The organism is Paraburkholderia sp. UCT2 (assembly GCF_014397665.1).
Taxonomy (GTDB): domain Bacteria; phylum Pseudomonadota; class Gammaproteobacteria; order Burkholderiales; family Burkholderiaceae; genus Paraburkholderia; species Paraburkholderia tuberum.
In genome coordinates this window covers 102,183-116,079 of sequence record NZ_VZQO01000003.1, presented here as the reverse complement: position 1 = coordinate 116,079, position 13,897 = coordinate 102,183, and the positions used below count along the sequence as shown (strand labels likewise).

The window sequence follows — 13,897 nt, the reverse complement described above, 5'->3', positions numbered from 1 at the left end:
CTTTGTGGGTCGGGCGTGGCATCCAGATAGGTAACACGACATGGCACACCGGGAGGACGATCAGACCGGCAACTGGCCGGGCGCACCATCCAGAATGCGAAGCTTGTCGTCGATGTCGGGAAGCTGATGGCCAGCCGCGCGAAGCTCGTTGACAAGCCGATGCGCAGTTGCACAACACTGCGCAAGCGTCTCATGCAGTCGCGGTTCGCCCCGCAGACCGGTCACCACCTTTTCCAGCTCGGAGGGGGGCTCGCTTAGCAGGGCGGGAACCACCTCTTCCGGCGGAATCAGCGATCCGTGGCTCAAAAGCTGGGCCGTCCACTCGCATCCATACAGCAGCGTCCGTCGCTCAGCCCGTTTCGCTTCTTCCTGCTCCAGAGTCGCGAGACTGTGCCGGTTCTTGTGAATCGAAGCGCGCCAGGTCGCAAGTATGTCGGCGCGCAACGCTGCAATTGCATTGCCGAGCGACGTGCTCTGTCCGCCAACGACGAGCCGGCGTTCGTCGAGCCTGTCGACGTGGTCCCGGTATCCTTCGAGGAAGGGCTGCCAGTTCAAGGGCAATTCGGTCGTCTCGGAGAACGACCGGCTAGTCTCATTGAGCTCGGTCCTGATGTCCTCGATGGCCCGAGCGTCGGCAAGCCGCGCCTCATAGACCTCGTGAGCCGTCACCATCTGGCGATGAAGAGCGAAAAGGGGATTCTTGTGGCGGCGTTGCAGGTGTCGCTCGGCGGCGCCGGGATCAGCGCTCCATCTCCAGTTGGGCAGCGATTTCGCGTCGAAGTCGACCGCGTCTATCATGGGCCGGAATACCGCCAGCCCCTCTTCGGTTGCATGCTGAAAACAGTCGGCCAGTTTGAAGTCGTTGCCTTGCAGGTCGGTGCCTTCGTTCCCGGCATAAGGCGAGTCCGGTGCGAGCCGGAGGAAGGCAGTAGCGAGGAAAAACTCCATGGGTAGCTCGACGGACAGACCCTCCAGTCGGAAGGTGCGCTGTTGAGCGGAAAAGTCCTCGACAGAATGCGCGAGGCGGTTTTCGAGGTCGAGGAGCGAGTCGATCTTGTCGCCGGACGACGGTTGCATCGCGTCGGCGAGCAGGCACAAAGACTCACGCACCATTTTTGCCGCGATCGTGCCGTGCTTCTCGGCGAAAAGCCACAACCAGATGGCAAGCTGATACCCCCGGACTCCGTTTCGCGCGAGCGTTTCGACTTCGGGCGCAAAAGTAATTCCAGGCGCGGCCCAGTTCGCAAACGGTGGCGAGTCGCTGCCCAGGTACATATCCAGAAGCTGCTTCAACGACTCATGCGTGCCGCTCGGCCAGCTTCGCGTCTCGTCGTACCGCTTCTCGGTCTTCCAAAGTTTCCAGGCCATCGTGAACCTCGCAAGAGTGTGCGGGATGCGGCTTGGTGAAGATACTTGCACACTCGGTCGGGGGCGTAAACCGGCGGTTGACCTTGTTGACCCGGAAAGGTTGCCGCGGTGCGATGGGGGTTTAAAGCGGGTCAAAACGCTATGAGGAGGAATCGGCTTTTGGTCGATCAGTGCCGCCATAAGTCAGGCTTTCTCTGCCTGCTCGATCCTGGACTGGCGCGACCCGGTAGCGGTGTCCGGGCGCGTTCGAATCCCGCGGCTCGTGGTCGGTCGAGGTTTCGCTCACGCGCGGTTAGTACTAGGCTAGAAGCCGGATCGACGAAGACCGGCTGGCGCGCGAACCATCCACGGTCGCGTTGGCCCGTGTTCGACGTGTTTTCATCGGCGTGTTGCCGCAATGGAGCGAGGTCCACCATGCAATTGTCCGCCGTCAAGGTCGTCAAGCCCGAAGCGACCAACTTCATTCTCGGGCAAAGCCACTTCATCAAATCTGTCGAGGATATTCACGAAGCGATGGTCGGCACGGTGCCCGGCATCAAGTTCGGTCTCGCGTTTTGCGAGGCTTCCGGCAAGCGCCTCGTGCGGCGCTCCGGCACGGACGAAAGCCTCGTCGAGATGGCATGCCAGAACGCAACCAACGTCGGCGCGGGCCATAGCTTCTTCGTGTTTCTGGGCGACGGCTTTTTCCCCGTCAACGTGCTGAACACGATCAAGGCCGTGCCGGAAGTCTGCCGCATCTTCTGCGCAACGGCGAATCCCGTCGAAGTGCTGATCGCTGAAACAGATCAGGGGCGAGGCATCGTCGGCGTGGTCGATGGTTTTTCGCCTGTCGGCACGGAAAGCGCGGAAGACATTCAATGGCGCAAGGATCTTTTGCGCGCGATAGGCTACAAGCTGTAGTGGCTGCGCTTTCACCCGCTTCACGCGCGCCGCCACGCCTGCCGACATCCTATGGAACGACAACGACGCCTGATTCCGGGCACGCTGTGGCCCGCCATTGTGCGACAGACCGGACATGCGCTGCGCTGCCGCGCGCTGCGACCGATCGACACGCAACAGTCCGTGATCGACAGCGGCGGCATCCGCTTTCTCGTGCGTCAGGTGTCGAGCCTGACGCGCAAGGAACAGCAACGCGAGCAAGCGCGAAAGCTGCAGACGGCAAAGCACCCTCAGGCGAACCCATTTCTTCCCTATGAGCCGGATCTGTTCGTCGCCGACATCTCCGATACTCACCTCGCGTTGCTGAACAAGTTCAACGTGATCGATCATCATCTGCTGATCGTCACGCGCGAATTCGAACCGCAGGAAGCGCTGCTCGATCTTGCCGATTTCGAAGCGCTGCTCGCGTGCATGGCCGAATTCGACGGCATCGGCTTTTACAACGCCGGCACGCAGGCGGGCGCGAGCCAGCCGCACAAGCACCTGCAGATCGTGCCGCTGCCGCTCGGGGAAGCCGATCCGTCCGTGCCTGTCGAGCCCTTGCTCGGTGCGGAGAACGGCATGCCGGATCTGCCGTTTCGGCATGCGTTCGCACGCTTTCACGCCGATGATCTGGCTCGCGCGGATGCGCCGAAGCTGGCGCTTTCCCGCTATCGCACGCTGCTCGACGCGGCGGATATCGGCGCGCTCGAAATCGACCGTGCCTGCTGTCATGCGACGCCCTACAACCTGCTGGTCACGCGGCGCTGGATGTTGCTCGTGCCGAGATCGCAAGAGCGAGTCGAAGGCGTGTCGGTCAACGCGCTCGGCTTTGCGGGTTCGCTGTTCGTGCGCGATGCGGCTCAACTGGATGTGATCGAAAGGCTCGGCCCGATGACGGTATTGGAACGCGTCGCGCTGCCTGCGAATACATAGCGGCCGCGCAACCCGATCGCGCAGCAGACTCACGCGACGAACTCAAGCTCCGTCCGACTGCAAATACCTGTGCGCGAAAGCAATCGCCATGCTGCCCTCGCCGACGGCCGAAGCGACGCGCTTCACAGGGCTCAGTCTCACGTCTCCGCACGCGAACACGCCAGCCACGCTCGATTCGAGCAGGTAAGGATCGCGCTGATGCGACCAGCGTCCGGCCTTGACGACGTCATCGCCGGTCAGAACGTAGCCGCGCACATCGCGCGCGATTTCGGGCGGCAGCCACTCCGTCTGCGCATCCGCTCCGATGAAGACGAACAGCCCGCCGCAGTCGTGTCGGCTCACTGCGTCGCTCGTCGAATCGCGAACGGTGATGGCCGTCAGATGCGTATCGCCATGCGCGCCGACGACTTCCGAGCGCAGCCGCACCGCGACATTCGATTTGCCTGCTAGCTGTTCGACGAGATAGCGCGACATGCCCTTTTCGAGCGAATCGCCGCGCACGACGAGCGTCACGCTGCGCGCATGATTGGCGAAGTACAACGCCGCCTGGCCGGCCGAATTGCCGCCGCCGATCAGATGGACATCGAGGCCGTGCGTCGCGCTCGCTTCGCTGCGCGCCGCGCCGTAGTAAATCCCCTTGCCGATAAAGCGGTCGAAGCCGTCGATCGCGAGCCGCCGCCACGTGACGCCCGTCGCGAGAATGATGGTTTGAGCGTGCACGGCGTCGCCGCCGTCGAGATGAATCCGCCGCGCCTGCACATCGATGCGCTCGACCGAGCGCGTCACGAGGATCTCCGCGCCGAGCCGCCGTGCCTGTTGCAGCGCGCGGCTCGCTAGTTCGTCGCCGGAAACACCATTGGGAAAGCCGAGATAATTTTCGATGCGCGAGGACGTGCCCGCCTGTCCGCCCGGCGCCTCGCGCTCCAGCACCAGCGTGCGCAGACCTTCCGACGCGCCGTATACCGCGGCAGCCAGCCCCGCGGGACCGCCGCCGATGATCGCCGTGTCGTATCCGGCCAAACGCGGCTGCGTCTGGAGGCCGAGCAGTCCCGCAAGCTCGCGGGTCGCGGGCCGCCTCAGCACCGTGCCGTCGACGAGGCGCAACGCGGGGCACTCGCCTTCCGTCGGAGACGTGCCAGGCCAGCGCGCCGGCAATTCGGGCGCATCCGGCGCCAGCCAGTCGACGCTGATCTGATTGCGCGCGAGGAACTGACGCAGCAGCGTGCACGCATTATCCCAACGGTTGCCGACGATCGTCACACGCGCCTTCGGCGGCTCGGCGGAAAGGCTTTGCAGCCCGCCGATGCGTTCGCGCGCGAGCGCGCCCATCTTGAACGCCACGTCGGGCGACGCCGCCGCGAGCGCATAGTATTGCGGCGCGTCGACCCGCATCACGCGCGAAGGCTCGGCCGCTCGATACGCGCCCGGAAACGGTGAGCTCAGCGCGAGCGGCACTTCGCCGAAGATCGTGCCGGGCAGACGCCAGCCCAAGGTTCGCTCGATGCCGTCGAACGTCTTGATGACTTCCATCTTGCCCGACAGCACGGCGTATAACGCGCGCTCGCCGCCTTCATGGACCGCGAACTCGCCCGCGCATAGATGCAGGTCGGCGCACGCGTGCACGAGGATTTCGAGTTCGCTGTCGGGGAGGGTCGAGAACAGCGGCACGGCGCGGATGTCGTCGATCGTCAGCATGGCTTGGTTATCCGTTCTGTCAGGCAGATGACGCAACGCGCGGTCCACCGGGTTTCAGAGGCGTCATGTCGGACGATTGGACTCGTGCAAACGGATGCGCAGGCAAAGCGCGAAGTCAGCAACCGCACCGACCCAGTATAGGATTTTCAGATCGCGAAGCAGACGATCGAGCCATGGGTGCGCTTCTGAAAGACCTAAGCTGGATGAACGGCCGCGATATGAATGCCGTATTTCGTCGCTGCCATGCAACCAGTACCAGTCGATCAGCGTGGAGGTGCGCAATGGTGTTGCGATGGGTGCGAATGGTATGCCTGGCGACGTACGTGTATGCCAGCGCGCAAGGATGTCTGGCCGCGGATTCGTCGGCAGCGCTCGCGGCTGCTGTCGCGCCGCCGGTCGTCTATGTCTCCGATTTCGATCTCGACGCCGCGAACATCGCCCCTGACAGCGGGCCAGGCCACCGCGCGCGAGGCATCCTGGGTAATCTGGTGCCTGAGGGCCCGCTGCGTCAGCAGCAGGATCCGCAGGCGCGTGCGCGAGACATGGTTGCGCTGATGGCGCAATCTCTGACGGACGATCTGAAGAAGGCCGGAGTAGACGCGCGCCGCGTCACGCCGGGTGAACCGCTGCCCCACGGCGGCTGGCAGGTGCGCGGCGTTTTTCTCAGTGTCGATGAGGGTAATCGGCTGCGTCGCGCGATGGTGGGTATGGGCGCGGGCCAAAGCCAGTTTCAGGTCGCGGTTTCCTGCGATAACCTGGCTACGCCGGAGTTACCGCCGCTCTATGAAACTGTTGAAGAGGGGGCGAGCAGGGATATGCCGGGCGCCGTGATCAAGCTCAACCCGTACGTGATCGCCGCGAAGGTCGTTCTGTCCGGCCGCGATGAAAAGACGGCGGTCAGGAAAAGCGCGGAGCAGATCGCTGACGAACTCGCGCGACGGCTTCAGACGGGTGCAAGGGAGGCCCCCGCCCGATAGGCGGCCGAAGCCGCCCGCTCAGCAGCCCGTCCGCTTGACGCGCTCGACCGCGAGGCCGAACACCGGACGCAGCTTCGTGCCAACCACGTTGCCGAAAAATGCCGAGACGAGCCACAGCCAGCCGTGCAGGCTGCCCGACACGATGCCGCTGAAGTACGCGCCGATATTGCAGCCGTACGCGAGGCGCGCGCCGTAGCCGAGAATCAGTCCGCCGATGATTGCCGCGATCAGCGAGCGCAGCGGCAGACGCCACACCGGCGCATAGCGGCCGGCCAGCGAAGCGGCAACCATCGCGCCGATCACAATGCCGATGTCCATGACCGACTTCACGTCGTGGCTGATCGGTGCGGCAAGGGCGGCCGCGTTCGGACCGGTGCTCCACACATGCCAGCTCGCGACGTCGACGCCCATCGCGGAGAACGCCTTCGCGCCCCACAGCGCGAACGCCGACGTGATGCCCCACGGATGGCCCGACAGCGCGAGCGTCGCGAAATTGAGGATCGCGAGCACGACGCCGCCGGTGAGGAGCGGCCACGGGCCATGCAGCCACGGCGATTCGTTCGGGGCGCGATCCACGCCGCTGACGAGACGGCCGTGACGGCGCTTTTCGATCAGCACGCTCAGCGCGGCGATGGCAGCGAACACCACGAGGTTCAGCGCGATCGCCGGGCCGACGCCGAGCGTCTGCACGAGCGAGATCGGCGGCAGATGCGGCAGCGCGGACCAGAACGGCATGTGCGCGGTGCCGATCACCGAGCCGATGATGAACGCGATCAGCGTGACCACCATCCGTGTGCTGCCGCCGCCGACCGTATACAGCGTGCCGGAGGCGCAGCCGCCGCCGAGCTGCATGCCGATGCCGAACATGAACGCGCCGATCAGGACCGACGTGCCGACGGGCGACACTTCGCCGACGACCGGATGACCGAATAGCGTGCCGGCGGAAAGCGCGGGGAAGAACAGCAGCACGCCGATCGCGAGCATCAGCATCTGCGCGCGCAGGCCGGCGCCGCGGCCGTCGGCGATGAACACGCGCCATGCGGACGTGAAGCCGAACGCGGCGTGATAGAGCGTGACGCCGAGCAGCGCGCCGAGGACGTACAGCGCGGCCTGTTTCACGCTGACGGTCTGCGCGAGATAGATCGCGCCGAGCACGACCAGCGCGAGCGCGACGGCGAGCGGCTTCGGATTGATGTTGACGAGACGGCGGGGCGCGCTGAACGGCGTGGAGAGATCGGACATGATGAGCGGGGCGGGCGCGCTTGCCGCGCGAGGGCGGCACGCCTATGAAACGGCGGTCGCTGCTCGGGCGGAGGGCCGCGAATAATCGTTTTTGGGAAAGCTCGCGAGTATACCGAAATGTCGCGTTGCGGCTGTTGCCCAGCAAGGTTCGCGCTGCTCGATGGCAACTCCGGGCGCGCACGGTGCCGCCAGGCTGCAAGGCCCGCCGCACGGGGGCTTGACGGTGGTCGATCGCGCTTGAAACCAGTGACTTAATAACCTCCCGTAATAAAGGTATTTCAAACTTGCATTGAAATCGTTATCAAGATGGAAGGCGACGGTAATCCCGTCCCGGTCGCGCAACAACGTTTCGGGCCGAAATATCGACCAAATCAGCCACGGTCGTTAGGTCGTTAAGTGGCGACGAGGCGAACTGCTAATCTTCATACGCGGCGACTCACGCGTTTCCGGTCGGCTCCACGGGTCGTTGGCAGCCGTTTCGCGCGAGCGTGGAAGGGGGATGTATGAGCACTCGAAGGCCATCTCTGCTGCGGCAACGTCCATCGCAACGCCGTCATGCAAGCGTGCGAATTTCATTTGCCATCGCCATTTCGCTGACCGGACTTTCCACGACGCACGTCGCGTACGCGGCCGGTACCCTGCCGCAAGGCGGGCATTTCGTCGCCGGCTCGGGAAGCATCACTCAGAACGATGCCGGCATGAGCATCACGCAAGCGGGCTCGCGCGGCATCATCGAATGGAACAGTTTTTCGATCGGATCGTCCCGCACGGTGTCGATCAACAACGGCACGGGCGCGACACTCAATCGCGTGACGGGTAACGATGTGTCGGCGATCTACGGCACGCTGAAGGGCACCGGCAGCATCTACCTCGTCAATCCGCATGGCGTGCTCATCGGGCCAGGCGGCGTGGTGTCGACGGGAGGGCGTTTCGTCGCGTCGACGCTTGACGTCCCCAACGACGTCTTTCTCAATCCGCCCGCGTTCGGTGGGTCGGCTTACACAGGCAGCTCCACGACGGATGTAGTCAATCTCGGCAAGATCAGTTCGTCGGGTGGGGACGTGTTCCTGATATCGGCCAGCAAGGTCACGAACGCAGGAACGATCGATGCGCCGAACGGCAATGCCGAACTCGTCGCAGGCCGTCAGGTCCGGCTCTTCGACGGCAACTTTCAACAAGTCTTCGTGGAGGTGGGAAGCGGCGGCACGGTGACGAACTCAGGCACGGTACGGGCGGCGATCATCAACGTGCAGGCGGCCGACGGCAATATCTTCGCGCTCGCGGGTCATTCGGGCGCCCTGCGCGCCACCGGCACCGCGACGCGCGACGGCCACGTCTGGCTCGTCGCGAACACCACCGTCAACGGGGTCGTCGTCAACTCCGGCAACGTCGATGCGCGCGGGGCGCAAATCAGCGCGCGTAACGCGGACGGCAGCGGCGGCACGCTCGACATGTCCGGCAAGGACGTCAAGGTCGGCGGAGCGGATGTGCGGGCGAAAGCATGGAACATCACCACGGGGGACTTCACCGCGGACGTCCCCACCGCCAATACGCTCGGCGCAAGTCTGAGCAACGGCGCGTCCATCTCCGTGCTCGCGAACGGCACGGACGGCAAGCTCGGGGCGACCGGCGAGGGAGACATCGCGATCGAAGCGAGCGTGCGCTGGCACGGAGCCTCCTCCCTGACGCTCGACGCGGCGCACTCGCTGACGATCGCACCGCAGGCGACCATCGCCAATAGGGGCACAGGCTCGCTCACGCTGTCCGCCGACACCTATGGTTTCGACAACGGCGGCAGTCTGACCAACCAGGGCACGATCGACTGGTCGCGCAGCATGGGCATCGTCAGCGGCCTGTACGACATGAACGGCAGCTACACGCCCGGCACCGTGTACACCAACGTATCGTGGCACCCCGCGCCGTTTACTGGGCTCGTCACGCAGTTCACGGCCTATCAGCTCGTCAACTCCATGACGGACCTGGGCGCGGTGAATAACAACCTCTCCGGCAACTATGCGTTGGGCAGTAGGGGGCTGGAATTCGCGGGTGCGCCGGAGTTCGGAGGCATCGGCACCGCCGCGAATCCGTTCACCGGTCAGTTCGACGGCATGGGGCATCTCCCCGCGGATCTGCGTCTCTCAAGCGCGGCCGATACCGGACTCTTCGGCGTGATCGGCAAGAGCGGCGTCGTGCGCAATTTCACGCTCGCGGACGGCACCGCGACGTCCTCGGGAGAAACGGTCGGCTTGCTGGCCGGCATCAACTACGGATACATGGTGAACGTCGGCGCAACGGGCGCCATCGGTGCCCCGGGCAACACGAGCACAGTGGCCGGCGGTCTGGTCGGCGAGAACTTTGGGCGCATCGAGCGCTCGTGGGCGGGCGTGAACATCAACGGCGCGGGCCAGATCGGTGGGCTCATCGGCCTGAACGACGGTCGCATCGATCAGTCTTTCGCGATCGGCCGCGCAACAGCCGGTGCGCAAAGCACGGTCGGCGGACTCGTCGGCACGAACCATGGCGTCATCGGCCGATCGTATGCCTACGAATTCCTGAACGGCGGCGCGACTGTCGGCGGACTTGTCGGCATCAATACGGGCTTCATCCGCGAGTCGTATGCCGCGTCCAGACTCACGGCGGGCGCGAACTCGACGGAGGGCGGTATCGCGGGCACGAACAGCGGCCGGATCGCGGCGAACGTGTTCTGGAACAGCCAATCGTCGGGGGCGGCGGCGGGTGTCGGTTCGGGCACGGCGGCGGCCAGTTCGAGCGGACTCACGGACACCCAGTTGCTCGAGCCGGCGAGCTTCGGTCCGACGTGGGATTTCAGCGCGAACGGCACGTGGGTCGCGGGATATCCGGGGCCTCAGTTGCGCTGGCTGGCAGGGCACTGACATCGAGGGTCCGACAGAACCCGGCGCGGGCGCACTCGGCCTTCGGTGCCGCGATCACGATGCAAGCCGGATTCAGCGGTTTGACGACTGTTCGCGCAGGTAGGCCTGCGCTTCCGCCTCCGTCTCATAGACATAAGGTGACAGCCCGCGCCGCGTAAGGGCGCCACCCAGCTTGGCGCGCATGAAAGCGCTGGTAGTGAAGCGCGTTACGCCGAGATAGTAGCGCTGCACCATATCCTCGACCATTTCGACGTACGCGTCCTCCAGCGCGGGGTCCAACACGAAACCCTCGTAGTTCACCACTGCATAAACCTTGTGGTCCAGTGGTTCGCAGACGCGCCATACCTGAGTCCGGATCGCCGCGATGTCGTCGGGACGCTTCACCTCGAGGCGCGCGAAATTGAGAAACATGATGTTCTTGTCGTCGTCGTAGATGAAGCGCGCTTCCAGCGGCAGTCGCAAAACATTCGAGCGCAGGCCCATCGGTTCAGGCAGGAAAATCCGCTCGTCCATCTGCGTCGGCGAACGCAGGATCGGTGCGAAGTCCATCCTGGCCAGAATATCGCGCTCCAGATCGACGCCCGGTGCAATCTCGATGAGTTCCATGCCCTCGGCGCCCAGCTCGAACACGCAACGCTCGGTGATGTAGAGGACCGGCTTGCCCATTGCCGCTGCATACGGGCCAGAGAACGTGCGATGCTCGACTTCCTCGATAAATTTCCTGGCCGTGCCGTCACGGTGGATCCGCAGCTTGCCGTCGACGACCGAAATCTGGCTGTGGCCCGCCATGAAAGTGCCGACGAACACGACTTTCCTGGCATTCTGGCTAATGTTGATGAAGCCTCCGGCGCCGGGCAGGCGCGGCCCGAATCTCGACACATTGAGGTTTCCCATGCGATCGGCCTGGGCGAGGCCAAGAAAGGCGACGTCGAGCCCGCCGCCGTCATAGAAATCGAACTGGGCGGGCTGATCGATGATCGCCTGCGCATTGGTCGCCGCGCCGAAGTTCAAGCCTCCCGCAGGAATGCCGCCGATGACGCCGGGCTCGGTGGTCAGCGTCATCAGGTCGAGGATCCTTTCCTCGTTGGCGACGCTGGCGATGCCTTCGGGCATGCCGATCCCGAGATTCACCACGCTGTTTGGCTGGAGTTCCATTGCCGCGCGTCGCGCGACCACCTTGCGCTCACTCATCGGCATCGGCGCCACACTGCTCGCGGGGACCCGGATTTCGCCGGCGTACGCCGGACTGTATGGTGTGGCAAAGGTCTGCTGGTGGTTCTCGGGCGGCGCCAGCACGACGCAATCGACCAGCACGCCGGGGATCTTGACCTGTCGCGGATTGAGCGAGCCGCTTTCGGCGATGCGCTCCACCTGGACGATCACGAGGCCGCGGCAGTTGTGCGCGGCCATGGCGATCGCGAGAGCCTCCAGTGTCAGGGCTTCGCGCTCCATCGTCACATTGCCTTCCGGATCGGCAGTGGTGCCGCGCACGATCGCGACGTTGATCGGGAAGGCCTTGTAGAACAGATATTCCTCGTCGCCTATCCGCATCAACTCGACCAGATTCTCGGTGGTGCGCTCGTTCAGTTTGCCACCACCGAAGCGCGGATCGACGAAGGTGCCGAGGCCGACCCGGGAGAGATGGCCTGGCTTTCCGGCCGCAATGTCGCGAAACAGGTGGCTGATCACGCCCTGCGGCAGGTTATACGCCTCGATCTGGTTATCCACCGCAAGCTGCTGTAGCTTCGGCACGAGGCCCCAGTGTCCGCCGATGACGCGCTTGACGAGTCCCGGCGTCGCCAGGTGGTTCAGTCCGCGTTCCTTGCCGTCTCCCTGGCCGGCCGCATAGACTAGCGTGAGGTTGGCGGGCTTTGGGAGGGTGACTAACGTATCCTCGTCATGCGCCGTACAGAGTTCCTCGATGGCAATGGCGATGTCTTCGGCGAAGCCGATGCCGACGAAGCCACCCGTCGCGACCGTATCGCCGTCGCGGATCAGGCGCACGGCATCGCGCGCCGACGCCACTTTGCCGGACGAGCGGGAAAGGATGGCCGGTGAAAGCGCCCCCGCGGTTGATTGCGTGCTCACGTTTCACCTCGCCTGATTCGAGCGCGACTGGCTAATAGGCGCCACCGGTATCAATGGTCAGATGGAGCATGTCGTCCTCGAGAATCCTGATGAAATGCTCGTCCTCCTGCAGGAGTTCCTCCAGCACGTCACTGTCGGAAAGCACGCCGATGACGCGCCCGGATTCGATCACAGGCAGGTGCCGGATCCGCCGGGTATGCATCGACGCGAGGCATTGATCGCAGGTATGCTCGGGCGTCACATAAAGCACCTGGGTGGTCATGATGTCGCCAACCCTGGTGTTCGCGGCGTTGCGGCCAAGCACCTCGACCTTGCGGGCGTAGTCGCGCTGAGACAGCACGCCAACCAGATTGCTGGCCTGCAGCACCAGCACCGTCGTCACGTCCTTGTCGGCCATCAACTGCAACGCGTTCAGCACCGTGTCGTCGGGGCCCACTGAGATAACCTCCCGAGGGTTCCCGGACAGAATTTGCCGTGCTGTCTTCCTCTCCTTTTTCATGACCGCCTCCAGACAGAAAGGGGAGCATGTACGGACCACGCTTGATGAAAGCGAAATCAAAGCGAAATCCGAATACGATCGTCCAGACCCAGCCAAGGCTGGCGATCTTTTCTTATTCGTTGAATTGCAGTGTAGATCGCTTGACCTGAGTCGAACGAACATTTTCCGTTCCCGCGCTACGCCACTCGGTGAGTCGAAGCGACGAGGCACCTGCCGCACGAGCGCGCCTTGCCCATTCGCAACCGTCCGGCGCTAACTGTCGCCTCACCACCGCAGTCGCACCGGCAAACCCACAATCCATCGCCAGCGTACCGCTCGGTCGTCAGCTGGCCGAAAACCTCGCCGCTCTTCAGCGCAGGTGAGCCCGGTCGCGACCGCCACACGCGACGCTGCTCACGGCAGCCGCAATCACGCACTGCACCGCTCTCTACCGTCTTCAGGGCGGAAGTCACATGGCCGCCGCATCGGCATCGCCAGAGCCACACGTCCGCGCCGCAATATTGAAGCGCGACGAGATCGCCAAAGGCGCGACCAGCGACATCGCGACTTGGCGGAAAGGGCCATCGAGGCTGCAAGGGGCGGCGGGTACGTTTGTTCACAGCAAGCAAAATGGGGTGCGGCGTCGTGTTCTCAAGCATACCTGCGCCTTTGATTCGGAGCGGGTCGACGCTTCGATCAGCTTATAGCCGTTGTGTGGTATTGCTCACACTTTGTTGCAATTTGCTGCAGGCGGCTAGAGTGCCCGCCCGGCAAGGCTTAGCGGCTCACGGCGAAACGTGGATACGGTTCCGCTTCCCACGGCAGGGTGAAGATTTCAAACGCTGAACCGTTAAAGGACTCAACCAGTGGGGAACACACACCATGAAGATTGAATCCAGCGATTATCCGCTCGCGGCTTCGCAGAACGGTCCGCAACGCGCAATGATCAACAGCGATGCGAAGGATGCCGTCGAGTCCGCGCACCAAGTCAGCGCTGCCTGCGCGCAGAATTCGACGGTTAATCTCTCGTCAGTGTCCGCGATGCACACGTCCAGCGATTCGGATAGCGACACGGCGAAGGTCGAGTCGATCAAGGCCGCCCTGCGTGACGGCAGCTACAAGATCGATTCCGGAAAGATCGCCGACGGCATGCTAAGCACCGCGCGCGACCTGCTGCAAACGACTACTCGCTGACCGGCGGCCGAACGTAGCAGGGAGAATTTTCGCTGCGGGCTTGTTCGACAATTCTTCCCGAGACCCACCACCCGACTGCGGGAACGACGCCATTGCGCCGGTCTGCG

Annotated in this window: 10 protein-coding genes; 5 read left to right on the top strand and 5 right to left on the bottom strand. The window is 63.9% G+C overall.

All coding sequences use genetic code 11. From position 1 onward, the window contains the following. Positions 1 to 60: 60 nt before the first annotated feature. On the bottom strand, positions 61 to 1,368 hold the full coding sequence (locus F6X39_RS03735) for a tryptophan leader peptide (protein WP_187615607.1): 1,308 nt from the start codon (positions 1,366 to 1,368) through the stop codon (positions 61 to 63). A gap of 414 nt (positions 1,369 to 1,782) precedes the next feature. On the opposite strand from F6X39_RS03735, the gene F6X39_RS03730 reads away from it, so the two are divergent. Together F6X39_RS03730 and F6X39_RS03725 are read left to right on the top strand one after the other, a co-directional pair. Continuing rightward, complete coding sequence (locus F6X39_RS03730; protein ID WP_187615606.1) at positions 1,783 to 2,268, top strand: adenosine-specific kinase; 486 nt, start codon at positions 1,783 to 1,785, stop codon at positions 2,266 to 2,268. Between the two features lie 51 nt (positions 2,269 to 2,319). Continuing rightward, the gene (locus tag F6X39_RS03725) at positions 2,320 to 3,222 is read left to right on the top strand and encodes an ATP adenylyltransferase family protein (RefSeq protein WP_187615605.1); all 903 of its coding nucleotides are present in this window, start codon (positions 2,320 to 2,322) and stop codon (positions 3,220 to 3,222) included. Between the two features lie 42 nt (positions 3,223 to 3,264). Here the strand turns inward: F6X39_RS03725 and F6X39_RS03720 are convergent, their stop codons facing one another. Next, entirely contained in the window at positions 3,265 to 4,917 is a 1,653-nt protein-coding gene (locus tag F6X39_RS03720) for an FAD-dependent oxidoreductase (protein ID WP_187615604.1), read from the bottom strand. A 281-nt stretch (positions 4,918 to 5,198) separates the two neighbouring features. Between F6X39_RS03720 and F6X39_RS03715 the strand changes: the two genes are divergently transcribed. Continuing rightward, complete coding sequence (locus F6X39_RS03715; protein WP_187615603.1) at positions 5,199 to 5,894, top strand: DUF4410 domain-containing protein; 696 nt, start codon at positions 5,199 to 5,201, stop codon at positions 5,892 to 5,894. An 18-nt stretch (positions 5,895 to 5,912) separates the two neighbouring features. On the opposite strand, the gene F6X39_RS03710 is transcribed toward F6X39_RS03715, so the two are convergent. Further along, positions 5,913 to 7,136 (bottom strand): YeeE/YedE family protein, encoded by a 1,224-nt coding sequence (locus F6X39_RS03710; RefSeq protein ID WP_187615602.1) that lies wholly within the window; start codon positions 7,134 to 7,136, stop codon positions 5,913 to 5,915. Positions 7,137 to 7,699: 563 nt separating this feature from the next. On the opposite strand from F6X39_RS03710, the gene F6X39_RS03705 reads away from it, so the two are divergent. Further along, a complete protein-coding gene (locus F6X39_RS03705) occupies positions 7,700 to 10,030 on the top strand; it encodes a filamentous hemagglutinin N-terminal domain-containing protein (RefSeq protein ID WP_187615601.1) in 2,331 nt (776 codons plus the stop codon). Positions 10,031 to 10,102: 72 nt separating this feature from the next. Here F6X39_RS03705 and F6X39_RS03700 read toward each other — a convergent pair whose 3' ends face one another. Together F6X39_RS03700 and F6X39_RS03695 are read right to left on the bottom strand one after the other, a co-directional pair. After that, entirely contained in the window at positions 10,103 to 12,118 is a 2,016-nt protein-coding gene (locus tag F6X39_RS03700) for an acyl CoA:acetate/3-ketoacid CoA transferase (protein WP_187615600.1), read from the bottom strand. A gap of 31 nt (positions 12,119 to 12,149) precedes the next feature. Beyond that, the gene (locus F6X39_RS03695; protein ID WP_184068525.1) at positions 12,150 to 12,617 is read right to left on the bottom strand and encodes a CBS domain-containing protein; all 468 of its coding nucleotides are present in this window, start codon (positions 12,615 to 12,617) and stop codon (positions 12,150 to 12,152) included. Between the two features lie 861 nt (positions 12,618 to 13,478). Between F6X39_RS03695 and flgM the strand changes: the two genes are divergently transcribed. Beyond that, on the top strand, positions 13,479 to 13,790 hold the full coding sequence (gene flgM / locus F6X39_RS03690; RefSeq protein WP_187615599.1) for a flagellar biosynthesis anti-sigma factor FlgM: 312 nt from the start codon (positions 13,479 to 13,481) through the stop codon (positions 13,788 to 13,790). Positions 13,791 to 13,897: the final 107 nt, after the last annotated feature.